This window comes from Saccharopolyspora soli (genome assembly GCF_022678645.1).
Lineage (GTDB): Bacteria > Actinomycetota > Actinomycetes > Mycobacteriales > Pseudonocardiaceae > Saccharopolyspora > Saccharopolyspora soli.
Genome location: NZ_JALBWV010000017.1, coordinates 44,766 through 68,556, shown reverse-complemented (window position 1 = coordinate 68,556; position 23,791 = coordinate 44,766). Strand labels below are relative to the sequence as shown.

Sequence of the window (23,791 nt, the reverse complement as noted above, 5' to 3'; positions counted from 1 at the left end):
GTTCTGGCCTCAGTGCTCGGGTGAGTCGTCCTGCTCGGCTGCGGTGACCGGGTTCGGCGCTTGTTCCGGACCGCGCAGGTTGGCCACGAGCGCGAGCATGGCGCGGTTGACCGGGGTGGGGATGCCGTGCTTCGCACCGAGGCGGACCACCGGACCGATGAGCCCGTCGTGTTCCAGCGACCGTCCGGCCACCCGGTCTTGCAGCATGGAAGTCGTGGCGTGCGGCGGAAGGTTCTGCAGCCAGGCGAGCGTGGTGTGCGCGTTCTCGTCGGTCAGCGCGGCCCCCTCCGCCCTCGCGACGGCGATGGTTTCGCGGAGCAGGTCGAGGGCGACCGCCGCGACGGCGGGATCGTGGAGCACTTCGACGCGGCGTTCGGTCAGCGTGGTCAGCGGGTTGGCGGTGACGTTGGTGAGCAGCTTCTCCCAGGCCGCCGTGCCGAAGTCGGTCACCGTCTCCACCGGCAGATCGGTGGCGCTGAACAGCCGCGCGACTCGACGCCCGGCCGGATCGTCAGGCACCACGATCCCCCGCCCCGTGCTGCGGCAGTGGACGTGACCGGGCCTGGTTCGTTCGGCGTTGAGGTAGAACAAAGTCGGGACGATGTGCGCCGCCGTGCACGGCGCGAGGCGCTCGTGGTGGTCGACTCCGTTCTGAGCGGCGATGAGGTGGCTGTCCGCGTCAGTGAGCGCGTCCAGCCACTCGGTGACGTTCGGGGTGTGGTGGATCTTGGTGGCCAGCACGACCCACGCGGCGCGGCGGGCCGCGCTCGGGGTGGCGAGCCAGGTGACCGGGTAGTCGCGGGTACCAGCGTCGTCGGTGATCGCGATGCCCTCGATCGAGGTGCCCCCGCACGCGACGATCGGATGCCCGGCGGCAGCGAGATGACCCGCCAGCGTCATCCCGACGGCACCGGTGCCCACCACGGCGACGGCGTCAGGCGCGGACATGGCCGGAACACCGAGAAGTCGAAGCAGCCGCCAGCAGAACTCGGGACGCGGCGATCGACGTGCGGACGTCGCAGCGGATGGCAGAACGAGCCACTACCAACGAATTCCACCCCCGATGACGAGACCCCCTGCCACCGCACCGCCTGGGACCGGTGCGTCCTCCCGAGGATAGGCACACCCGTCCGCGGTCCGCTTCTCCCCGGACCGCCGGTCCGAAGCTCCTCACTCGGATTCCACCAGCGCGGACCGGGATTTCGCATCGTCTCGACCCGCTGCGGGGTCGGTGCCCGCCCGCCGCCACCGCGCGGGACTCACCCCGTGCACCTTGCCGAAGACGCGGGCGAAGTACCCGGCGTCCGGGAAGCCCACCCGCCTACCCACCTCACCGATCGGTAGCTCGGTCACGGCGAGCAATCGCCGGGCCTGCATCATCCGGCGCTCGGTGATCCACTCCTGCACGGTGCGGCCGGTCCGCCTGCGCACCGTCGAGGTCAGGTGACCTGGGGAGATGTTCATCGCGGCGGCCACGTCGCGCAGCGACAGCGGTTGCGGGTAGCGCCGTTCGATGACCTCGAACACCTCGGCGAGCAACGGTTCCCGGTTCTCGCGCAGGTCGCCCACCACGTCGGCGGCCAGCCGGGAAACGCCGACCAGCAGCAACACCAGGTGGGCCTGCACGGCCTCCCGGTAGCCGTCCCGGCGCTGCACCAGTTCGTCGTGCAGGGCCCGGATCCGGGCCTCCCACTCGGGCCGCTCCGGCTCGGCCACCCGCAACCGCAGCGCACCGATCGCCCCGCCGCGGACGAACGGGAACAACAGCGGGTGGGTACGCCAGGCCAGGTGGGCACCGGGGGCGTCCGGGCCGAGCGCGTCGGCGGTAAAGAACACGCCCCAGCCGCGGCTGTCCACCAGGTCGGCGGTCTGGATCCGGCCCATCACGTCGCCAGGCGCGATCACGAACAGGTCGCCCGCCTGGATCGGCCACACCTGCCGACCGGTGCGCAGCAGCCCACCGGTGGTCTGGAAGTACGCCAGGCCGGGGAAGTCGTGCGCGTGCTCCTCGAACGAGTCGTTGGTCTCCCAGGCGTGCTCCAGCCGCCAAGTCGCCACGGGGAGCTCGCCGGGCATCGGCACCATCGAGTAGGTCGGCGGCCGGTCCCGGCCGGGCGCCATCCGCGTGGTCCGCACCGTCGAATCGTCCCACTGGAGCCACGTATCAGTACAGATTCGCAGCTCCGGGAGGGGTCAGAATTTCGACATGACCGAAAGAATGTCTCAATCGCAACCCGAACGGGACTACATCCCGGGTCTGGGAAAGCATTTCCTGCAACCGCTCTACGACGTGGCGCACAGCGTGTTCGGGCTGCACCCGATCCACCTGAAGATGATCGCGCTCGCTGAGCTGCGGGACGGGCAACAGGTGTTGGACGTCGGCTGCGGCACCGGAAACCTGCTGCGGTCGATCGGCAAGCAGTCCCGCAAGGCCGAACTCGTCGGATTGGACCCCGACCCGAACGCGCTGTCCCGTGCCTCGCGCAAGGCCCGGCGGGCTGGCCTCGCAATGCGGCTGGACCGCGGGTTCGCCCAGGAACTGCCCTATCCCGACGGCTCGTTCGACCGGGTCTTCTCCAGCCTGATGCTGCACCACCTGGACAGCCCGTCGAAGGACGCGCTACTCGCCGAGGTGCGCCGAGTGCTGCGGCCCGACGGCCTGCTGGTCTTGGCCGACATGGTGCTCGACGAGCACGGCCACGGACATCGGCCGGGCGCCCGCGACCGGATGCGGGACAACGTCGGCGACGCCGTGTCGCAGCGGATCGCCGCAGCTGGCTTCGCCGTGGAGCCGACCCGCACGATGGCACTGCGGATCGGCGGGAAGGTCGGCATCGAACTGGCCCGTCCGAGCGGACCAGCCCAGGAGTAGCCCCGGTTCGGACAGCCCGGTGCCGCAGCCCGCCGCTCCGCCTGAGCGAGGGGGCGGTAGGTCCAGATTGTCCTGGTCAGCGCCGTTATGCCGGTCCAGAACGGCGCGCGGCGGGGTCTTGTCATCGGCACCGACGCGGCTGTACTGTCCGCTCATCAAATGTTTCGGGCACCGAAAGTTATGGTGGGCGAAGTGAGCGAAGAAGTTGACCGTACGGCGGCGCCAGCCAAGCCCGCCGTGCAGCCCTTCGGCGAAATGCTGCTCTCGTTCGCCGGGCGGCTGACCCGTCTGCAGACGGAGATCCTCGCCGGGCTGGACGTACCGCTGACCATTCGGCAGTACCGGATCCTCTCCAGGGTCGATGCCGGGCACACCTCGCTGATGGCGTTGTGCCGCCTCGCGCACCGCAACCCGCCGACCATGTCGGAAAGTGTCAACAAGCTGGTCAAGCAGGGACTGCTGACCCGCACGATGCAAGCGGCCGACCGGCGCACGATGGCGCTGGCGCTGACCGCAACCGGGCGCGTGGCCCACGAGGCCGGGCGCCTGGCGCTGGAAAAGTTCAGCTCCGAGCTCACGTCGGGGCTGGACGAGCAGGTCAAAGAAGATCTCCTCAACGTCATTCACCGGCTCTACGCCGAGACCGAGGGTCGTCTCGACGACGACTGACGGTCGACACGTGGGTTCGGCGAATCGCGCTGACTACCGGGGTGCCCGTACACAGAGAGGTGTCACCCACCCATGGCTAGAACAGGCAGCACAGACGCGCAACTGCTGCACCGTCTGGACAATTCGACTTTCACCCCGCGGCACGCCCGCATCTACCTGACCGCGGTGGCGGGGCATTTCTTCGACGGCTTCACCATCAACCTGACCGGCTTCGTGCTGCCGGGCATCATCGCGACCTTCGCCATCACCAGCAGCGCGGCCGGGTTGCTCAGTTCGGCGATGTTCGCCGGGATGCTGGTGGGCGCGGCGGTCGCGGGCGTCATCTCCGACCGGCTCGGCCGCCGGTACCCGCTGGCGCTGGCCATCCTCGTCTTCGCCGGGTTCTCGTTGCTGGCGGCCTTCGCCTGGAACTTCCCCGTGCTGGTGATCGCCCGGACCGTGCAGGGCATCGGGCTGGGCGCCGAGATCGCGATCGTGCTGCCCTACATCACGGAATTCGTGCCCATCAGCAAGCGCGGCCCGCTGGTCACGCTGGCCACCGCGTGCTGGTTGATCGGCTTGCCGGTCGCGTCGGCGATCGCGATCGCGATCGTGCCAACGCTGGGTTGGCGCTCGATGTTCTTCGTCGGTGCCTTGCCGCTGCTGGTCGCGCTGGCCGTCGCGCTCACGCTACCGGAGTCCGTGCGGTGCCTGTTGCAGCGAGGACGACACCGGGAAGCGCACGCCATCGTCGACCAGCTCGCCCGGCACGCGCCAGGCGCGCCGCAACCTGCGGCGTCGACCGCCCCGGCGCACGGCGAAACGGCTGGTTCGGTGCGGAACCTGTTGCGCGGCAGGTACTTCCGCTACACGATCGCGATGTGGGTGATGGAGGTCTGCGCCGGGGCATTCCTCTATGGACTGTCCACGTGGTTGCCGACGGTGCTCAAGTCGCAAGGCATCGGCATCCTCTCCAGCTTCGCCTACACCGGGATCATCACGGCCGCTGGTGTCGCCGGGGCGATCGCCGCCGGGCAGGTGGTCAACCGGGTCGGTCGGCGCTGGGCGCTGGCCCCGGCCTTCCTGCTCAGCGGGTTGCTGTGCCTGGTGTGGGGCTCGGTCTCCGGGACGGCCGCGGTGGTCGTGACCGGTGCGCTCGCGACCTTCTTCGGCAGCGGCGTCGCCGGTAGCACCCTGTTCGTCTACGCCAGCGAGCTGTACCCGACGGCCAATCGCGCCACCGGGCTGGGCTGGGCCGCCGCCTGGCAGAAGGTGGGCGGGCTGCTCATGCCGGTGACGGCCGGGGTCGTGCTGTCCTGGCACGTCTCCTCCTACGTCTTCTTCGTGCTCTTCGCCGTCATCTCCGGCATCGCCGCACTCGCGGGTGCGATCGCCACCTTGGAGACCCGCGGCAAGAGCGTCGAGCAGATCGCGGCCGAACTCGGCGGCGCGCCGAGCCAAGCGGATCGGCAGGCCGATCCGATCCGCTCTTGAACACCACCGTTCGACCAGGAATCGAGGAAAGCATGACGTTGACCGATGCCGTGGTGGACGCCGGTCCCCCTGACCAGGACGACAACGCCGAACGGGAGCTGCGCTACCGGCGGGTCCGCGACGCGATGGCCGAGGACGGGCTGGACCTGTTGTTGGCGTTCGGACCGGGCTGGCGCCGGGAGAACGTGCGCTACCTGGCCGACGCTCGGGTGACCGGCAGCGCCGCGTTCGTCGCGCTGCCCGCCGAGGGCGCACCCAGCGCGTTCTCGACCAGGCACCAGGACCTCCCGGAGATCGCCAGCCACGGCTGGGTCACCGACGTCCACCACCTGGATCCCCACGACCCGGCCGAGTTCCTGACCTGGCTGCGCGACAGCGGGGCCAAGCGGGTCGGTGTCGCCCACTACGAGCTGCTGCCCTCGGTGCTGCTGAACATCCTGCGGGAAGCGCTGCCCGGCGCGGAGGTCGTCTCGGCCACCGCCCTGCTGGACAACGCCCGGCTGGTCAAGAGCGAGTGGGAGCTGGCGCGGATGCGGCGCAGCGCGAAGGTCTGCGCCGCGGGCTGGCGCGCTTTCGTCGACGTGCTCGAACCGGGCCTGCCCGAGTACCAGATCGTCGCGGCGGTCGAAGCCGAGATCAAGCGGCTCGGCGCCGAGGACAACTTCATGCTGATCGCCTCCGGCAAGGACGAGGTGCGCGGCATGACCCCGCCCTCGGACCGGCTGCTGGCCGACGGTGACATGGTGCGCACCGAGCTGACCCCGCAGATGGACGGGTACTGGCTGCAGATCTGCCGCTCCGCGGTGGTGGGCCGGGCCAGCGACGCGCAGAAGCGGTCCTTCGACCTGTTCAACGCGGCTGTCGAGGCCGGGATGTCGGTGGTGCGGCCGGGCATCACCGCGCACGAGGTGGCGGTGGCGCAGAACGACGTGTTCCGCGCGCAGGGCTACGGCGAGTACTGCACGAGCCAGTACACCCGCGTGCGCGGACACGGGCACGGGCTGCACCTGGACGAGACGCCGATCATCGAGGGCAACCACACGGTGCTGCCGGAGAACGCGGTGTTCATCATCCACCCCAACACCTACACCCCCATCGCTGGCTACCACGTGCTGGGCGACCCCGTCCGGGTCACCGCGGACGGCTGCGAGGTGCTGTTGGAAACCGAGCGGAAGCTCTTCGAGACGAGCGAGGTGAACGCCTGATGAAGCGAGGTCTCGTGGTCCTCGACCACAACGAGATCCCGGAGGCCCAGTGGCGGCAGCGGATCGAGCAGGTCCGCGCCCAGCTGGTCGCCGAAGAGGTCGAAGTCGCGCTCGTCTACGGCGACGTGTTCCGCTCGGACGACATCGCCTACCTGACCAACCTGTGCATCTACTGGAACGAGGGCATGCTCGCGATCCCCGCGGACGGGGATCCGGCGCTGCTGACCAAGCTGTCCCCGCGGGTGCACACCTGGATGCGACGCACCTCGACGCTGACGGATCTGCGCAGCGGCAAGGCTTTCGGCACGCTGGTGGCCGAACTGGTCGCCGGGCGCGAGCCCGGCACGCTGGGCCTGGTGGACGCCAGCCTGTGGCCCACCGCGCTGATCGACGAGGTGAGCGCGGCGGCCCCCGGCTGGGTGGTGCGCCCGCTGGAGGGCCTGGTCCGCCAGTTCCGCATCCGGCCCTCCGAGGAGGAGAAGGCCCTGCTGCGGCAGGCGTCGGTCGCGTTGGCGAAGGCGGCCGAGGAGGCGACCGGCGCCGGACTTTCCCGCCAGGAGCGGATTTCCGTCGCAGAACGCGTGGTGCGCGACGCCGGGTTCACGGATGTGCTCGTGCGGGCCACGGACACCTCGGTGGAGATCACCGGCCAACACCGCAACAGCTGGCTGCGCATCGCCCGCGAAGTCGAGCAGGGCACTCTGGCGGCTGCACTGCGGAACGTGCTGGCCGCAGTGGCCGACGGCGTGACGACCGGCTCCCTGGCCGAGGCGACCGACGCGCAGGTGCGCGTGGTGCACCACGCCGATCTGTCCACCGACGGGGAGTACGCCAGCCACTCCCCCAGCCGCCAGCTCGCGGCCGGTGACGTGGTCGTGGTGTCGGTGGGAAGTCCCGAATCCACGGCAGCGGACACCGTTGTCATCACCGAGTCGGGCGTGGAAAACCTGACAGGAAAGGAGGTCGTCGGATCATGAGGGTGCTGTCCAACTCGGATGTGGAGAAGGTTCTCACGCCCGGTGAGACGATCGACGCGTTGGAGACCGCATACCGGGAGCTGTCCTCCGGCAAGGGTGCCAACCGGCCCCGCAACCACACGTACTTCCCGGTGGAGGACCCGCGTCATCCCGGATTCCGCTACCGGTTCAAGTCGCAGGAGGGCGGCAACGTCTCCAGCGGCGTCTGGGCGCTGCGGATCACCTCCGACATCGCCGGGGTGGAGACGCTGCCCAGCGGGGTCAAGCGCCGTCGACTGATCCCGGCCGCACCCGGCGGTCGCTACGTCGGCCTGGTCACGCTCTACAGCATGACCACCCTGGAACCGCTGGCGATCCTGCACGACAGCTTCATCCAGAAGATGCGCGTCGGCGCCACCTCGGCGCTGGGCATCCGCGAGATGTCCAATGAGGACGTTCGGGTCGCTGGCATGTTCGGGTCCGGCTGGCAAGCTGAAGCGCACCTGGAGTGCCTGCTGATGGTTCGCCCGGAGATCGAGGAGGTGCGCGTCTACAGCCCGACCCCGGAGCACCGGATCTCCTTCGCCAAGACCTGGAGCGAGCGCACCGGGCGCCGCATCGTGCCAGCCGAAACGGCGCGGGAAGCCGTCGAGGGCTGCGGGATCGTCACCTGCGCGACCGCCGCGATGGACCCGTGCTTCGAGGGCGGCTGGGTCGAGCCCGGCACGCACATCACCGCGATCACCTCACCGGACGGCACGGCCACCCGGCGCGAACTCGACGACGCGACGTTCGACCGGGCGAACCGCATCGTGGTGCTCTCCCGCGAACAGGTCCACCACGACAAGCAGTTCGACATCCTCGGCCCGGTCGAGCGCGGGCTGATGGCCTGGGAGGACATCAAGGAGCTGGGCGACATCCTGCTCGACGACGCCCCGGTGCGCACCAGCCACGACGACGTGACGATCTTCGCCAACAACACCGGCATGGGCATCCAGTTCGCCGCCGTGTGCGCCCGCGCGCTCAAGCTCGCGGAGGAGCAAGACCTCGGCCACCAGGTGCCGACCGACTGGTTCTTGGAGGAGACGAGCCCGTGACGGACGAAACGACGACCACCCGCGCGGGTGGCGCGCCGATCGTGTTCGGCGACAACATCAACACGGATGTGATCATTCCCGGCCGCTACCTGGTCAGCATCGACCCGGAGGAACTGGCCCAGCACGCGTTCGAGCCGCTGGGACCGGAGGTCCAGCAGCACCTGCGGGACAGCGACGTCGTGGTGGCGGGCCGCAACTTCGGGTGCGGCAGCGCGCGGGAGCAGGCGGCGAGCTGCCTCATCGGCGCGGGCATCAAGGCCGTGGTCGCGGAGTCGTTCTCGCGGGTGTTCTTCCGCAACGCGATCAACACCGGCTTGATCGCCGTGGAGTGCCCCGAGGCGGTCGCCGCGGTCGGCGAGGACACACCGGTCTGGGTCGACTACGACACCGGCGTGGTCGAGGTGGGCGAGCAGCGCTTCCAATTCGCGCCGTACCCGCAGGGCATCAAAGAAATTCTGGCCAGTGGCGGGCTGATCCCCTATCTGATGCGGAGAACCGCATGAGTAGCCCTGTGTCAACCCCAGTCCTCCTCAACCGCACCTCAGGGGACCGTGACGCAAGCCAGCCACAAGAAACCGCGAAACGGGAGATTCGTGCTGGAAGCAACCACCACTGTGAATCGCGGAGAGGCGGAACAGTGAATCGCGGAGAGGCGGACTAGTGGCAGGCAAGACATTCGCGCAGAAGGCCCTGGAACGCGCATCCGGCGAGACCGACCTGGAACCAGGCCAGATCGTCGACGCCTTCCCAGATCTCTACATGAGCCACACCGCGAGCTGGCGGTGCATCCGCACGCTGGAGCGGATGGGCGTGGAAGAGCTATACGACGTGGACCGCATCGCGATGGTGATGGACCACATCTCCCCGGCGTCGACCGCGAAGACGGCGGCCGACCACCAGCTGTGCCGGGAGTTCGCCGAGAAGATGGGTGTGAAGCACTTCTTCGACGTCAACGCTGGCATCGCGCACATCGTGCTGATGGAGAACGGGCTCATCAAGCCCGGCCAGCTGGTGATCGGCACCGACTCGCACTCGACGATCTACGGCGCGCTCGGCGCACTGGGCACCGGGGTCGGGTTCAGCGAGATCACCGCGGCCTGGGTGACCGGCAAGCTGTGGATGAAGGTGCCGCAGAGCATCCGGATCGACATCGAGGGTGAGCTGCCAGCTGGCACCTACCCGAAGGACGTGATGCTGCGGCTGATCGGCGACCTCGGCGCGGACGGGGCAACCTACTGCTCGGTCGAGTTCGCCGGTTCCTTCACCTCCTCGATGTCGGTGTCGGAGCGGATGACCTTCTGCAACCTCGCAATGGAAATGGGCGCCAAGAACGCCTTCGTGGCTCCGGACGCGACCACCCTGCGCTACCTCGACGAGGCGGGCGCGGCGGACTACGAGGTCCTGCTGCCCGACCCGGACGCGCACTACCAGCAGACGCTGACCGTGGACGGCACGAACCTCTCGCCCCAGGTCGCGGTGCCGCACACGGTGGACAACGTGGTGCCGGTGGAAGAGGTCGAGGGCACCAAGGTGAACCAGGTGTTCATCGGCTCCTGCGCCAACGCCAAGTACGACGACCTGGCGATCGCGGCATCGGTGCTCAAGGGGCAGCGGATCGCCAGCGGTGTCCGGCTGATCGTCACGCCCGCGTCCAGCTCGGTGATGGCCAAGGCCGCCGCCGACGGGATCGTGAGCACGCTGATCGACGCTGGCGCGATGATCACCAACCCCGGCTGCGGGGCCTGCGCGGGCAACGGCGGCGCGATGGCCGACGGCGAGGCGACGTTCTCCACCGCGAACCGCAACTTCCAGGGCCGGATGGGCAGCTACCAGTCCAAGATCTACCTGGGCAGCCCGGCCACCGCGGCGGCGACCGCGATCCGGGGCAGCATCGCCAACCCGCGCGAGGTCATGGCGGTGGTCGGATGAACGTCGTCGAGAAGATCCTCGCCCAGGCCAGCGGCCGGACGTCGGTGGAGCCCGGCGAGATCGTGATCGCCAATGTCGACCGGCTGATCATGCACGACCTGTCCGGCTACCTGACCGCGGGCGTGTTCGACAAGCAGGTGGGCGGGGAGGTGCGCTACCCGGACCGCGTCGTGATGGTCTTCGACCACCACTTCTCCCCGCCGACCGAGCAGCAGGCGAAGGTGCTGGAGTCCAACCGCGAATGGGCCCGCAAGCGCGGCATCCACCTGTTCGACTGCGGCAGCGGGAACATCCACCACGTGCTGGTGCGCCGCGGCCTGGTCAAGCCGGGCATGATCGTGGTCGGCTCGGACAGCCACACCCCGGTGCACGGCACGGTCGGAGCGCTCGCGGTGGCGTTGGGCAACGATTCGCACGCGGGCACCGTGCTGCCCTACGGCAAGGCGTGGTTCAAGGTGCCGCACACCGTGCGCATCGAGCTGTCCGGCACCCCGCAGCCGGGCACCTCGCCGCGCGACATCGCGCTGTGGCTGGTCGCGAAGATCGGTGAAGGCGCGCTGAACTACGCGGCCGTCGAGTTCGCCGGTCCGTACGTGAAGCAGCTGGAGTTCTGGGACCGGTGGTTGTTCCCGCTGCTGTGCGTTGACCTGGGCGCCAAGTGCAGCTTCGTGGAGCCCGACGAGGCGACCGAGGCATACGTCCGCACTCTGCCCGGCCAGATGCCCGCGGTGTTCCCGCGCAGCGACGGCGGCGAGGCGGCGCAGGTGCTGCGTTTCGACGTCGGCGAGGTGGATCCGCAGGTCGCCTGCCCGCCCACGGTCGGCAACGTCAAGTCGGTCACCTCGGTGGCCGGGAACCCGGTCGGCTGGACCGAGCTCGGCGGGCACGGCGGCGGACGGCTGGAGGACATCCGGACCGCCGCGGCGGTGCTGCGGGACCGCAAGGTGCACCCGTCGGTCCGGTTCAACATCGTCCCCTCCAGCCGCGAGGTGTTCACCGAAGCGGCCCGCGAAGGGCTCGTGCTCCAGCTGCACGAGGCGGGGGCGACCTGGTTCCCGCCGAGCACCGGCTCCAACCAGGCCATCAACATGGGCGCGATGGCGCCCGGCGAAGCGATGATCTCCACCCACTCCCGGAACTTCCCTGGCCGCAACGGCAGTCCGGAGGCCGCGATGTACCTGGCTTCGGCGGCTTCGGTCGCGGCGGCGGCGGTAACGGGCGTGATCACCGATCCGAGGGAGGTCGGCGCATGAAGTTCACCGGCCGGTGCTGGAAGTTCGGCGACAACATCCCGACCGACCAGCTCGTCAAGTCCCGATACGTGTTCGATCCGATGGAGGAGATCGTCAAGCACGTGCTGGAAGATCTCAACCCGGAGTTCCCGGCGAAGGTCCAGCCGGGCGACATCGTGGTGGCCGGTAAGCACTTCGGCCAGTCCTCGGGCCGGGCGATCGCCACGAAAGCCCTGCGAGCGACCGGAATCGGCTGCGTGGTGGCCGACACCTTCGCCCGGACCTTCTACCGCAACTGCTTCGAGATCGGCCTGCCCGCGCTGGCGCTCGACGGGGCGACGGGGATGGTCGACGACGGCGACCGGCTCACGGTCGACATCGCCACGGGCGAATTCCGCAACGAGACCACGGGAGCGGTCCGAACCGCCGCCCCGGCGGACCCGTTCCTGCTCCAGATGCTCGAAGCAGGCGGCCTGATCAAGCTAGCCGCCGCCCGAAGCGACCTGTTCGAGTAAGGAAGGTTCCGGTGGTGGCGAGACCGACCGCTCGCCACCACCGGAAACTCCGTTGCACCACAAGGCGAAAGTGAATGGGTTTGTGAGCGCGAAACCGGCTGACGCCAAGTGCCAGGCCGACGCCGCGGAGGATGACCGCGCGGCCCTGCTCATCGACGATCCGGGCACCTTCGACGTGCAGCCACGGCAGCGTTGTCACGACTTCTCCTCGCCAGTGGTAACCGGTTACCTTGAACGTAATCCGGTGCCGCGCCCGCTGTCCACCAGGCCGGGTGGCCGGATGCCATAGTGGGACGTCGACGAACCAGCTACGGGGGTGACGAGCAGTGTCCGCGACGATGCGCGACGTCGCGCGGCTCGCCGGGGTGTCGGTCAAGACCGTGTCCAATGTGGTCAACGACTTCCCGCACGTGAGCGTTGCGACGCGGGCACGGGTGCTCGCCGCGATCGCCGAACTCGGCTACCAGATGAACTTCTCGGCGCGGAACCTGAGCCTCGGGCGCACCGGGATGATCGCGCTCGCGGTGCCCGAACTGCGGCTGCCGTACTTCGCCGAACTCTCCGACGAGATCATCGTGGCAGCGGCGGAGCGCGGCTACACCGTGCTGGTCGAGCAGACCGGCGGCATGCGCGAGCGGGAGCTGGAAGTGCTGGCCAGTGCCCGCCGACGGATGACCGACGGGCTGATCTTCTCCCCCATCGGCCTGCGCCCCGAAGACGCGCCCCAACTGGAGGTGGGCTATCCGTTGGTGCTACTGGGGGAACGCGCGTTGCACGGCAACGTCCACCACGTCTCGATGGCGAACTCGGCCGGGGCGCGGGCGGTTGCGGAGCACCTGTTGGCGCAGGGGCGGCGGCGCATCGCGCTCGTCGGCTCGTACGACGCGCGTGGCGCTGGCGCTGGCTCGCTGCGCACCCAAGGCTTCCTCGACGGCCTCGCCGACGCCGGACTGCGGCACGATTCGGCACGCACCGGCGAAGCACTGGACTGGACTCGCACCACGGGCGCCGAAGCGATGCGCCAAGTCCTCGACCGCGGCGTGGAAATCGACGCCGTCTTCGGTCTCAACGACGTGCTCGCGCTCGGCGCGATGCGGGTGCTGTTCGAGCGCGGGCTGCGAGTCCCCGACGACGTCGCGGTGGCCGGTTTCGACGACATCGAAGACGGACGCTTCTCCCGCCCGAGCCTGACCACCGTGCAGCCCGGCCGTTCCCAAATCGCCCGCACCGCAGTCGGTTTGCTCGTGGACCGCCTCTCCGGCGCGGACTCCTCGGGCGGTGTGGAGGTGGTGGCCGAGCACCAGCTCATCGTGCGCGAGTCAACCGGGGGCACCGCGGCCGGTTGAGGCTCCGGTGTGATCGCGGGGATTGACCCGTCGGTGGCGCGCATGCTGCAATTACACCGGTGTAAATGAGATCTGCCCTACCTGACCGCCTGCATCGACCTGCGAAAACCCCACCGCGCGGGCTGATCCGACGGGTGGGAGATCCCGACACCGCTCTCGACGACCTCAACGACGTGGCGAGGGAGTACACCGCATGCGAACTTCACGACGCTCGCCCCGGCCGACCGTGTTCCGCTTGGCGGCAGCCCTGCTCGGCGCCGCCGTGCTGACCACGGCGTGCAGCACCGACAGCGCGGACGACGGGCCGGTGACCATCCGATTCTCCTGGTGGGGCAACGAAGAACGCGCGGAGGCCACCAACCAGGCCGTGGACGCCTTCGAGGCGGCCAACCCCGGGATCACGGTCGAGACGGAGTCGATCGACTTCAACTCCTACTTCGACCGGCTGGCCACCTCCGTCGCGGCGGGCGATGAGCCCGACGTGATCACCATGGGCGGCGCCTACCCGCGCGAGTACGCCGACCGCGGCGTCCTGTTGGACCTGGCCGAAATCCCCGGACAGCTCGATCTGAACGCGCTGGACAAGAGCGCGCTGGCAGGCGGCAACTTCGACAACAAGCAGTACGGCGTGCCGACCGGCGTGAACACCTTCGGTGTCATCGCAAACCCGGCGCTGTTCGCGGCGGCAGGTGTTGCGCTGCCCGACGACAACACCTGGAGCTGGCAGGACTACGCCCGGATCGCCACCGAGATCTCGGCGAAGAGTCCACAGGGGACATTCGGTTCGGAGGATCCGACCACCTCGGACTCGCTGGACCTCTACGCGAACCAGCAGACCGGCCAGGGCCTCTACAGCCCGGCGGGCGGGATCGCGATCCAGCCGGGAACCGCCCAGCAGTGGTGGAAAATGACCACTGGGCTCATGTCGGCTGGCGCCACTCCCCCGGCGAGCACCACCGCCGAACTCGCCGGGCAACCGGCGCCCGAGCAGACGCTCATGGGGCGAGGGCTCGCGGCGATGAAGTTCGGCTGGTCGAGCCTCCTCCCGGCGTATCGGCAGGCATCCGGCGCGGACCTGATCATGCTGCGCGCACCGGGCGAGACCACCGCGCAGGGCACCGGAATGTGGTTGCAGGCTTCGCAGCTCTACACCATCAGCAAACGCAGCGAGCACCCCGAAGCAGCGGCCAAGCTGGTCAACTTCCTGATCTCCGACCCGCGAGCGGCGGAGAACATCAAGACCGACCGGGGCATCCCGGCCAACCCGGCGCTGCGCGACCACCTCGCCCGCAACCTCGACGCGAGCCGGAAGATCGAGTTCGACTTCGTCGACCGGATGAGCGGGTTGGTCGACGGCGACTTCGTGATCGGCCCGACCGGTTCGACCGAAACCGTGGGAATCCTGACCCGGATCAACGACTCGGTGCTGTTCGGCCGGGTGCCACCGGCGCAGGCCGCGAACCAGTTCGTCGCCGAGATCACCGATGCCGTCTCCTGACCGCGTCGGCGCGCTCGACCGGAAGGCCGTGGTAGCGCGGCACGCCGTCGAAGTGACCGGCATCGACCCGGATGCACCGCTGTCGGTGGGCAACGGAGAGCTCTGCATGACCGTGGACGTCACGGGCCTGCAGACCTTTCCCGAGCGGTATCCGGTGGCCGATCCGGGTGGTGGGTCGGGCACGCTGCTCGGCACCCAGTCGCAATGGGGCTGGCACAGCCACCCGCGCCCGGACGGCGCCGACCTCGCGCGGACGCTGCGGCCCTACCGCACCGGGCGCGGCGAGGTCCGCTACGTCGACTCCGGACCGCTGTCCGGCTCCGACGATTCGGCGTTGGCCGACGAGGTCCGGTGGCTGCGGGCCAATCCGCACCGCCTGGACTTGGCCCGGATCGGTCTGGTGCTGCTGGAAGGTGCCGGGCACCGGATGCCTGCGATCGCCGATCTCGGGGCCAGCCACCAGATCCTCGATCTGTGGACGGGTGTGATCCGCAGCGAGTTCACCCTCGCCGGGCGGGCGCTGCGGGTCACCACGGCCTGCCATCCCGATCAGGACACGATCGCGCTCCGGATCGAGGCGGACGAACTCGCCGCGGGAGTCCGGATCGCCTTCCCGTACGGGTCGCAGTCGTGGAGCAACGCCGCGGACTGGTCGCGGCCGGGCGCGCACACCAGCGCCGTCGAGCCGCTGCCCGATGGTGTGCTGGTCCGGCGCTGCTTCGATGGGGCACCAGATCCGACCTATCGCCTGCGGATCCGGACATCGCGGGGTGCTGTCGTCCGGCAGGTCGGCGAGCACGAACTCGTCGTGCACCCGACCGGATCCCGGTTGGATGTGACCATCTCGCTGGCCGTCGCCGATCCGCCCAGCTCGGATGTGGACGCCGTGTTCGCGGCGAGTCGGGCGCACTGGCCCCAGTTCTGGGGTCGCGGCGCGGCGCTGGACTTCGCGGGCAGCACCGATCCGCGCGCTGGCGAGCTCGAACGCCGGGCGGTGCTTTCCCAGTACCTCACCGCGATCCAGTGCGCCGGGTCCCTGCCGCCGCAGGAGACCGGACTGACGTGCAACAGTTGGCGCGGCCGGTTCCACCTGGAGATGCATTGGTGGCACGCGGCGCACTTCGCGCTGTGGGGCCGGGCGGATCTGCTGCGGCGCAGCATGGACTTCTACCGGCGAATCCTCCCGGCAGCCCAGCGAACCGCTTCGACGCAGGGCTACCAGGGGGCGCGCTGGCCCAAGCAGGTCGGCCCCGACGGCCGCGAGAGCCCGAGCGACATCGGCCCGTTCCTGCTGTGGCAGCAGCCGCACATCATCCACCTCGCCGAACTGCTGCGCCGCGCTGGCGACGAGAACGCGGTTGCCGACTTCGGCGAACTGGTCGAGCAGACCGCGCGTTTCATGGCCGACGTCGTCGAGCCGACGCCAGACGGGTTTGCGCTGGGACCGCCGCTGGTTCCGGCGCAGGAGTCCTACGCCGCGCTGCGCGACCGGGTCCGCAACCCGCCGTTCGAAATCGCCTACTGGGCCTGGGGATTGGGCGTGGCACAGGAGTGGCGGGTGCGGTCCGGTCGGCCGCCGGAACCGCAGTGGGACGCGGTCCGGAAGGGGATGGCGCGGCCGCTGGTCCGCGACGGCCGGTACGCCGCCATCGCTGTCGAGCCGTTCACCGTGCGCACGGACCACCCGTCGATGGTGTACGCGCTGGGTCCGGTGCCAGCGGTCGACGTCGTCGATCCCGACGTCATCCGCTCGACCCTGCACGACGTGCTCGCTGACTGGGACTGGGCGAGCACCTGGGGTTGGGACTACCCCGCCCTAGCCATGACGGCGACCCGCCTGCACGAACCGGGAACGGCGATCGACGCACTGCTGCTCGACAGCCCGAAGAACGTCTTCCTGCGCAACGGCCACAACCGCCAAACCGACTCGCTTCCCCTTTACCTGCCCGGAAACGGCGGACTGCTCGCTGCGCTGGCGCTGATGGTGGCGGGCTGGGAAGGCGACGGCGGCCTGACCTGTCCCGGCTTCCCGCGCAACGGAACCTGGGTGGTGCGCCACGAGAACTTCATCCGCTCGCCCTGATCGGGTCGGAGTGAAGGGCACCTTCGACCGGCTTACTCGGTCAAAGGTGCCCTTCACTCCTCACCCGAACGGGGCGCTGTGACGTCCAACGACGAAGGAGGAGCATGATCGACCAGTTGATCCGCCGCTATGGGGTCGTCGGCACCGGTGCTCGTTCGCAGATGTACATCACGGCGATGGTCGGTGCGCACGCCGAGGTCGCCGAACTGGTGGCGTGGTGCGAGCCCAACCCCGCCAGGATGGACCACGCCGACCGGTTGGTGGCCGCGCACGCCCCGAAGGCGTCGCCGCCCGCGCGCTACGCACCGGCCGACCTGGAACGCATGATCGCGGCGGAACGACTGGATGCCGTCGTGGTGACCAGTCCAGATTGGACACACGCCGAGGTCGTGACGCGGGCCATGCGGGCCGGGGCCGACGTCGTGCTGGAGAAGCCGCTGACCACGTCCACCGCGGGCTGCCGGGAAATCGTGCGGGCCATCGAGGAAACCGGCCGGTCGCTGGTGCTGACCTTCAACTACCGGTACTCGCCGCGCAACGCCGCGCTCAAGGAGGTGATCGCGTCGGGGCAGATCGGCGAGGTCACCTCGGTGCACTTCGAGTGGGCGCTCGACACGATGCACGGCGCCGACTACTTCCGCCGCTGGCACCGCGACAAATCGTGCTCGGCCGGGTTGGCCGTGCACAAGGCATCCCACCACTTCGACCTGGTCAACTGGTGGCTGGCGGATGTGCCCGGGTGGGTGTTCGCAAGTGGCGGCCTGCGCTTCTACGGCGCCGAGAACGCCCGCGCCCGCGGGCTGGACGAACGTCCGGAACGCGGCACGGTCGACCCGCCGAGCACCGATCCCTTCGCCCTCGACCTGCGCGCCGATCCGGTGCTGCGGTCGCTCTACTGGGACGCCGAGAAGCACGACGGCTACCTGCGCGACCGGGACGTCTTCACTGCGGGCATCACGATCGAGGACAACCTGTCGGCGATGGTCGGCTACGGTCGCGGCGCCGTCATGAGCTACTCGCTCAACGCGCACAGCCCGTGGGAGGGCTACCGCGTGACGATCAACGGCACCGGCGGACGCGCCGAACTCGACGTGGTGGAGCGCGCCGCGGTGCTGCCCGGTCCGGACGGGCGGTTCGTCCTCGACGCGAGTTCCGTAAAGGACACCGCGGACGACGGCCAGGCGCGACCCCAGGGTGCGCGGCTCACCGTGCAACGGCATTGGGAGAAGGCGCAGCTGGTCCCGATTTCGAACGCGAGCGGTGGCGGCCACGGCGGCGGCGACGCACTGCTGCTCAACGATGTGTTCCGGGGCGCGGCGGCCGATCCGCTCGGTCGGCAGGCCGGATACCGCGACGGCCTCGCTTCGGTCGCAGTCGGTCTCGCGGCCAACACCTCGATGTCCACCGGCCAGCCCGTGCGCATCGCGGAACTCAGTTTGCCCGCGCTCGACGCGATCCCGAGGAGGCAACATGTCGGTGGTCGGTGAGCTCGCGAGCCTCCGCCGCACCAAGGGCGTCCGAGCGAGGCGCAGTCCCGCCGAGCGCGGGGACAACAAGGCCGCAGCGTTCTTCCTCGCACCGTGGTTCGTCGGGCTCGGCCTGATCACCATCGGGCCGATGGCCGCTTCGCTGTACCTGTCGTTCACGGACTACAGCCTGCTGGATCCGCCGGAGTGGACCGGCTTGGACAACTACCTCAAGATGCTCGGCGACGAGCGGCTGCTCACCTCGCTGCGGGTCACGTTCACCTACGTCTTCGTGTCCGTGCCGCTGCAACTCGCGGCGGCGTTGGCGCTCGCGCTGTTCCTCGACCGCGGATTGCGCGGCCTGGCCATCTACCGCTCGGCGTTCTACCTGCCCTCGCTGCTGGGTGCCAGCGTCGCGATCGCGATCCTGTGGCGGCAGATCTTCGGCAACTCCGGTCTGATCAACCAGGTCCTGTCCTGGTTCGGCATCCAGGGCGTGGGCTGGATCTCGCACCCGGACTTCGCGCTCGGCACGTTGGTCGTGCTCAACGTGTGGACGTTCGGCTCGCCGATGGTCATCTTCCTGGCCGGGCTGCGGCAGATCCCGGAATCCTGCTACGAGGCCGCGGCGATCGACGGGGCGGGCAAGATCCGGCAGTTCCGCAGCATCACGGTCCCGCTGCTGACCCCGATCATCTTCTTCAACCTCGTGCTGCAGATCATCCACGCGTTCCAGTCGTTCACGCAGGCGTTCGTCGTCAGCGGAGGCACCGGCGGGCCGGTGGACTCGACCTTGTTCTACACGCTGTGCCTCTACGAGGAGGGCTTCACCAACCTGCACATGGGCTACGCGTCCGCGATGGCCTGGCTGCTGCTGGTGATCATCGCGGCGTTCACCGCCATCAACTTCCGCCTCTCGAAGTACTGGGTCTTCTACGATGACTGAACACGATCTGGTGAGCACGAAGCCACGACCGGCATCGCACGCCACGCCGCACGCACCAGCGCAGCACCGACGGCGGAGGTGGCCGGGCCGGTTGCGCCGGATCGCGAAGCACGCCTTCCTGATCGCGGCGGCGCTCGTGATGCTCTACCCGCTGCTGTGGATGATCGCCAGCTCCATCAAGCCGAACGCGCTGATCTTCCGCGACCCGTCGCTGATCCCCGGCCAGCTCGATCTCGGCAACTACGCGGTCGGCTGGAACGCGCTGTCGCACCCGTTCACGCACTACCTGATGAACTCGGTCATCATCGTGGCGGGCGCGGTGCTCGGGAACCTGGTGTCCTGCTCGATGGCCGCATACGCGTTCGCCCGCCTCAACTTCCGGGGCCGCAAGCTGTGGTTCGCGGTCATGCTGATGTCGATCATGTTGCCGATCCACGTGGTGATCGTGCCGCAGTACGTGCTGTTCTCGCAGCTGGAGTGGATCAACACCTACCTGCCGCTGGTCGTGCCGAAGATGCTGGCCACGGACGCCTTCTTCATCTTCCTGATGGTGCAGTTCTTCCGGGGCATCCCCCGTGAGCTGACCGAAGCGGCGCACATCGACGGCGCCGGACACGGCCGGATCTACCTGCGGATCATGCTGCCGCTGTCCACCCCGGCACTGGCCACCACGGCGATCTTCACCTTCATCTGGACCTGGAACGACTTCTTCAGCCAGCTCATCTTCCTGACCGATCCGGACATGTACACGGTGCCGGTGGCGCTGCGCACCTTCGTCGACGCGACGGCGGACAGTTCGTGGGGCGCGCTGTTCGCGATGTCCGTGGTGTCCCTGATCCCGATCTTCCTGATCTTCCTGTTCGGACAGAAGTACCTCGTGAAAGGCATAGCCACCACCGGCATGAAGTAGCCGTCGTGAGTGGCTGCGGCCGCCATGGCGACCATTACCGCTCACGACCGGTCAGTTGGGCACGTAGAACTTCGTCGTGTTCTCCACCGCTGCGGCGACTTCGGCTGGCGTGCCACCTGCGGCCGCGTGGGCGTCGCCCCACGCCCGGCAGCTGCGGGTCAGGAAATCCTTGGCCTCCGACGTGTGTTGCCAGCTCCGCGAGCGTGGCTGCGATGCCGGTCCGGGTTGTCCCGTGCTGCACCAGGTTGCGGTAGCGCGCTTACTGGTACGGACTCCACCCGCAGCCATCCGGCGAGGAGGAACGATGACCACCCCGACGCCTGCCAAGCGCGTCCCGCTGCTGGCCACCACGGCGCCTGCGGCCGTGATCCTCATCCGAATCGTGGTAGGCGGGATCTTCCTGTCGGAAGGCATCCAGAAGTTCCTCTTCCCCGGCGAGCTCGGCCCCGGCCGGTTCGCCAAGCAGACCCCACTGCCAGCTCCCGAGTTCTTCGCCTACCTCGACGGCGTGTTCGAGATCGGCTGCGGCGTTCTGCTCATCATCGGGCTGGCCACCCGGCTGGCGGCAATTCCGATGATCATCAACATGATCGGGGCGGAGATCTTCACCAAGGTCCCGATCCTGCTGCACGACGGCGTCTGGGACTACCTGCACGAAGCCCGCAGCGAACTCAGCCAGCTGTTCGGCTCGGTCTTCCTCCTGCTGGTCGGCGCTGGCGCCTGGTCGATCGACGCCCGCCTGGCCGCCCGACGCTCCGTACACGCGTAGCGCAGTGTCGATCACCACCAGTAGTTCCTCTGTGAGAAAAGCATTTTTCGGGTTACCGTAAAGCGGTGATTGTCGACGCGAAAGAGCCTCGCATCGCCGAGTTGGCCGCTGTCGTCGGGGCGGGCCGTTGAGGGCGCCCGAGCGGTACGTCGAGGAAGCCGCCCCTGTTCCGATCGGCCAGGTGCTCGCCCGTGGGCGGGTTCGCGGCACGGTCGCCATGCTCGGGCCCGCGTTCGTCGCCGCGATCGCCTACGTGGACCCCGGCAACTTCGCCACCAACATCAGCGCTGGCGCCGAATTCGGCTACGCGCTCGTGTGGGTCGTCGTGCTGGCGAACCTGATGGCGATGCCCGTGCAGTTCCTCTCCGCGAAGATCGGCATCGTCACCGGCCGGACGCTCCCCGAAGCGTGCCGGACCCGCTACCGCGCTCCGGTGCGCTGGGCGTTGTGGTTCCAGGCCGAAATCGTCGCGATGGCCACCGACCTCGCCGAGTTCATCGGCGCCGCACTGGGTCTTTACCTGCTGTTCGGCATCCCGATGCTGCCAGCCGCCCTGATCACCGCAGTCGTCGCGTTCGTGGTGCTGGGCCTGCAAACCCGCGGTTACCGCGCCTTCGAACGCGCGATAGCGGCGATGTTGGGGCTGATCATCGGCGGGTTCAGCTACGAACTGTTCTCCATCGGACCCTCCCCCAGCCAAGCCCTGACCGGGCTGGTGCCCAGCCTGCCGAGCGGCAGCGCCTACTTGGCGGTCGGCATCATCGGCGCCACCGTGATGCCGCACGTCGTGTACTTGCACTCCGCACTCACCAGCCGCCGCGTCGCCTGCTCCACCGATGACGAGCGCCGCAAGGTCCTGCGCTTCGAACGCTGGGACGTGATCGTCGCACTCGGCCTGGCCGGGATCATCAACCTGTCGATGCTCGTGGTCGCCGCCAAGCTGTTCCACGGCAGCGGACACACCGCCATCGGCGGCATCGAGGAAGCCCACACCGGGCTGGCGACGCTCGCCGGAGGTGCCGCGGCGCTGGTGTTCGCCGCGGCGCTGCTGGCCTCGGGCGTCTCCTCCTCCAGCGTCGGCACCTACGCCGGTCAAGTGGTGATGGCCGGGTTCCTCAACTTCCGGATCCCGCTGCTGCTGCGTCGGCTGATCACCATGTTGCCCGCGCTGGTCGTGGTCGCCATCGGCGTGAATCCGACCGATGCGCTCAACTTCAGCCAGGTGATGCTCAGCTTCGGCATTCCGTTCGCCCTGATCCCGCTGCTGCTGATCACCCGTGATCCGGCGGTGATGGGAACCTTCGCCAACCCCCGCTGGCTGACCCGGCTCATGACCCTGATCGCGACCGTGATCATCGGGCTCAACGCGTACCTGCTCTACGACCAGTTCATCGGCTGACCAGGTCAGCGGTCCGGCAGCAACTCGGGCACCAGCCGCACGTACAGCACCATGCCCACGACCTCGACAAGGGTTTGCGTCACCACGACCGCCGCCGCGAGGCCCAGCGCGTCCGGCAAGGCCAGGGCGAGCGGCAGCACGACGAGCGAGTTGCGGGTGGCTCCGGTGAACACCACGGCTCGGCCCGGCCCGGTGTCCAGACCGAACGCGCGCGCCACGGCCAGCCCGGCGAAGGCCATCGCGATCAGGAAAACGACGTAACCGGGCACCACCACGGCAACCCGTACGACGTTTCCGCCCAGCTTCGGCACTTGCGAGGCGACCACGACCAGCAGCGTGACGGCCATCAGCGGCACCATCGCCGTTCCGAACGCCTCGACCACCGCCGTCACGGCGCGCTGCCGAGCGGCCCACGCCTGGGTGCCCCAGGCCAGCGCCAACGGGATGACGATCAGCACGAGGAAGGCGTGCAGGAACGGACCGACCTCGACCACTTCGGCCAACCCCGGACCGAGGAAGATCAGCAGGAACAGCGGCAGCAGCAGCATTTGGACCAGCAACAGCAACGGCGTGGCGGCCAGCAGCCGTTGACTGCTGCCACCAGCCAGTCCGCTGAAGACGATCACGTAGTCCACGCACGGGGTCAGCAGCACCAGCAGCACGCCGACCTGGATCGCCCGGTCGTCCGGCAGGAAAGCGAAGATCGCGGCGACGACCACCGGCACGACCAGGAAGTTCACCACGAGCGTGGCCGCCAGGAAACGCCCATCCCGCAGCGAGTGCGCCAGCTCGCGAGCGGGCACCTGGAGGAATGTCACGTACAGCAGGGCACCCAGGACCGGGTTGATCGCCTGCTCCAGCCCGGACCCCGCACCGGGAACCGTCCACCCCAGCAGCACCCCGAGCGCGATCGCCGCCACGTACACCACGACCTGATGCCGCTGCATCCCGGCGACCAAGCCCCTCGACTGCTGCGCCAACGCCCTGTCCTCGTACTCCGCCCGCCTGACGGCCATGAGCATATTCGGTAAGTTTGGACGAACGGTTGACGTGGGCTTACCGTTCGTCCAGACTTACCGATATGGCTCCCTCTGCTGCGGTTGTGCTCGACGCGTTGGGTGATGCGAACCGGCGGTCGATCTTGGAACGGCTGGTGGACGGGCCGCTGGCGGTCGGGGTGTTGGCCGATCGGCTACCGATCTCGCGCCCTGCGGTGTCGCAGCACCTGCGCGTGCTCAAGGAGGCCGAATTGGTCGTCGAGGCCGCGGCTGGCACGCGACGGCTGTACCGGATCAACCCCTCGGGGTTGCGGGTGGTGCGCGAATACCTCGACCAGTTCTGGGTAACCGCGTTGGACAACTTCGCGATCCTCGCCGCCGCCGAGGCCGACGCACGACCGGGTCGTGCCGAGCGTGAGGAGCACTGA

The 23,791-nt window shown here is 68.8% G+C and carries 23 protein-coding genes; 20 read left to right on the top strand and 3 right to left on the bottom strand.

Features of this window, described 5'->3' with window-relative positions; translation table 11 throughout:
* Positions 1-9 precede the first annotated feature (9 nt).
* Positions 10-948 (bottom strand): 2-dehydropantoate 2-reductase, encoded by a 939-nt coding sequence (locus MOQ72_RS15220; RefSeq protein ID WP_242184176.1) that lies wholly within the window; start codon positions 946-948, stop codon positions 10-12.
* A gap of 222 nt (positions 949-1,170) precedes the next feature.
* Entirely contained in the window at positions 1,171-2,136 is a 966-nt protein-coding gene (locus MOQ72_RS15215; protein ID WP_242184175.1) for a helix-turn-helix transcriptional regulator, read from the bottom strand.
* A 70-nt stretch (positions 2,137-2,206) separates the two neighbouring features.
* On the opposite strand from MOQ72_RS15215, the gene MOQ72_RS15210 reads away from it, so the two are divergent.
* From MOQ72_RS15210 to MOQ72_RS15120, 19 genes are all read left to right on the top strand, one after another.
* On the top strand, positions 2,207-2,872 hold the full coding sequence (locus MOQ72_RS15210) for a class I SAM-dependent methyltransferase (RefSeq protein ID WP_242184172.1): 666 nt from the start codon (positions 2,207-2,209) through the stop codon (positions 2,870-2,872).
* Between the two features lie 192 nt (positions 2,873-3,064).
* Positions 3,065-3,541 carry a MarR family winged helix-turn-helix transcriptional regulator gene (locus MOQ72_RS15205; RefSeq protein WP_242184171.1) on the top strand — a complete coding sequence of 159 codons (477 nt, stop codon included), beginning with the start codon at positions 3,065-3,067 and terminating at the stop codon, positions 3,539-3,541.
* A gap of 72 nt (positions 3,542-3,613) precedes the next feature.
* Positions 3,614-5,014, top strand: a complete 1,401-nt coding sequence (locus MOQ72_RS15200) for an MFS transporter (protein ID WP_242184170.1) — start codon at positions 3,614-3,616, stop codon at positions 5,012-5,014.
* Positions 5,015-5,046: 32 nt separating this feature from the next.
* Positions 5,047-6,219: a M24 family metallopeptidase gene (locus MOQ72_RS15195; RefSeq protein WP_242184169.1), complete on the top strand. Its 1,173-nt coding sequence runs from the start codon at positions 5,047-5,049 to the stop codon at positions 6,217-6,219.
* Positions 6,219-7,196, top strand: coding sequence for an aminopeptidase P family N-terminal domain-containing protein (locus MOQ72_RS15190; protein ID WP_242184168.1), 978 nt, complete (start codon positions 6,219-6,221; stop codon positions 7,194-7,196). The genes MOQ72_RS15195 and MOQ72_RS15190 overlap by 1 nt, the downstream gene beginning before the upstream one ends.
* The gene (locus MOQ72_RS15185; RefSeq protein ID WP_242184167.1) at positions 7,193-8,272 is read left to right on the top strand and encodes an ornithine cyclodeaminase family protein; all 1,080 of its coding nucleotides are present in this window, start codon (positions 7,193-7,195) and stop codon (positions 8,270-8,272) included. Before MOQ72_RS15190 ends, MOQ72_RS15185 begins: the two co-directional genes overlap by 4 nt.
* Positions 8,269-8,775, top strand: a complete 507-nt coding sequence (locus tag MOQ72_RS15180) for a LeuD/DmdB family oxidoreductase small subunit (protein WP_242184165.1) — start codon at positions 8,269-8,271, stop codon at positions 8,773-8,775. The genes MOQ72_RS15185 and MOQ72_RS15180 overlap by 4 nt, the downstream gene beginning before the upstream one ends.
* 157 nt (positions 8,776-8,932) lie before the next feature.
* Positions 8,933-10,201 carry an aconitase/3-isopropylmalate dehydratase large subunit family protein gene (locus MOQ72_RS15175; protein WP_242184163.1) on the top strand — a complete coding sequence of 423 codons (1,269 nt, stop codon included), beginning with the start codon at positions 8,933-8,935 and terminating at the stop codon, positions 10,199-10,201.
* On the top strand, positions 10,198-11,454 hold the full coding sequence (locus MOQ72_RS15170) for an aconitase family protein (RefSeq protein ID WP_242184161.1): 1,257 nt from the start codon (positions 10,198-10,200) through the stop codon (positions 11,452-11,454). The genes MOQ72_RS15175 and MOQ72_RS15170 overlap by 4 nt, the downstream gene beginning before the upstream one ends.
* Positions 11,451-11,948 (top strand): LeuD/DmdB family oxidoreductase small subunit, encoded by a 498-nt coding sequence (locus tag MOQ72_RS15165; protein ID WP_242184159.1) that lies wholly within the window; start codon positions 11,451-11,453, stop codon positions 11,946-11,948. Before MOQ72_RS15170 ends, MOQ72_RS15165 begins: the two co-directional genes overlap by 4 nt.
* Before the next feature lie 82 nt (positions 11,949-12,030).
* Positions 12,031-12,237: a hypothetical protein gene (locus tag MOQ72_RS15160; protein ID WP_242184157.1), complete on the top strand. Its 207-nt coding sequence runs from the start codon at positions 12,031-12,033 to the stop codon at positions 12,235-12,237.
* Between the two features lie 37 nt (positions 12,238-12,274).
* Positions 12,275-13,294, top strand: coding sequence for a LacI family DNA-binding transcriptional regulator (locus MOQ72_RS15155; protein WP_242184155.1), 1,020 nt, complete (start codon positions 12,275-12,277; stop codon positions 13,292-13,294).
* A 193-nt stretch (positions 13,295-13,487) separates the two neighbouring features.
* Complete coding sequence (locus MOQ72_RS15150; protein WP_242184154.1) at positions 13,488-14,792, top strand: ABC transporter substrate-binding protein; 1,305 nt, start codon at positions 13,488-13,490, stop codon at positions 14,790-14,792.
* Entirely contained in the window at positions 14,779-16,875 is a 2,097-nt protein-coding gene (locus MOQ72_RS15145; protein WP_242184153.1) for a hypothetical protein, read from the top strand. Before MOQ72_RS15150 ends, MOQ72_RS15145 begins: the two co-directional genes overlap by 14 nt.
* A 104-nt stretch (positions 16,876-16,979) precedes the next feature.
* Positions 16,980-18,362, top strand: coding sequence for a Gfo/Idh/MocA family protein (locus MOQ72_RS15140; RefSeq protein ID WP_242184152.1), 1,383 nt, complete (start codon positions 16,980-16,982; stop codon positions 18,360-18,362).
* Positions 18,346-19,287, top strand: a complete 942-nt coding sequence (locus tag MOQ72_RS15135; protein WP_242184151.1) for a carbohydrate ABC transporter permease — start codon at positions 18,346-18,348, stop codon at positions 19,285-19,287. The genes MOQ72_RS15140 and MOQ72_RS15135 overlap by 17 nt, the downstream gene beginning before the upstream one ends.
* Positions 19,280-20,197, top strand: coding sequence for a carbohydrate ABC transporter permease (locus MOQ72_RS15130; protein ID WP_242184150.1), 918 nt, complete (start codon positions 19,280-19,282; stop codon positions 20,195-20,197). Before MOQ72_RS15135 ends, MOQ72_RS15130 begins: the two co-directional genes overlap by 8 nt.
* Positions 20,198-20,501: 304 nt before the next feature.
* Positions 20,502-20,966 (top strand): DoxX family protein, encoded by a 465-nt coding sequence (locus MOQ72_RS15125; protein ID WP_242184148.1) that lies wholly within the window; start codon positions 20,502-20,504, stop codon positions 20,964-20,966.
* A gap of 127 nt (positions 20,967-21,093) precedes the next feature.
* Positions 21,094-22,365 (top strand): Nramp family divalent metal transporter, encoded by a 1,272-nt coding sequence (locus tag MOQ72_RS15120; RefSeq protein WP_277954112.1) that lies wholly within the window; start codon positions 21,094-21,096, stop codon positions 22,363-22,365.
* A 5-nt stretch (positions 22,366-22,370) separates the two neighbouring features.
* Here MOQ72_RS15120 and MOQ72_RS15115 read toward each other — a convergent pair whose 3' ends face one another.
* Positions 22,371-23,381 (bottom strand): arsenic resistance protein, encoded by a 1,011-nt coding sequence (locus MOQ72_RS15115; protein WP_372495382.1) that lies wholly within the window; start codon positions 23,379-23,381, stop codon positions 22,371-22,373.
* Between the two features lie 65 nt (positions 23,382-23,446).
* On the opposite strand from MOQ72_RS15115, the gene MOQ72_RS15110 reads away from it, so the two are divergent.
* Positions 23,447-23,791, top strand: coding sequence for an ArsR/SmtB family transcription factor (locus tag MOQ72_RS15110; RefSeq protein ID WP_242184147.1), 345 nt, complete (start codon positions 23,447-23,449; stop codon positions 23,789-23,791).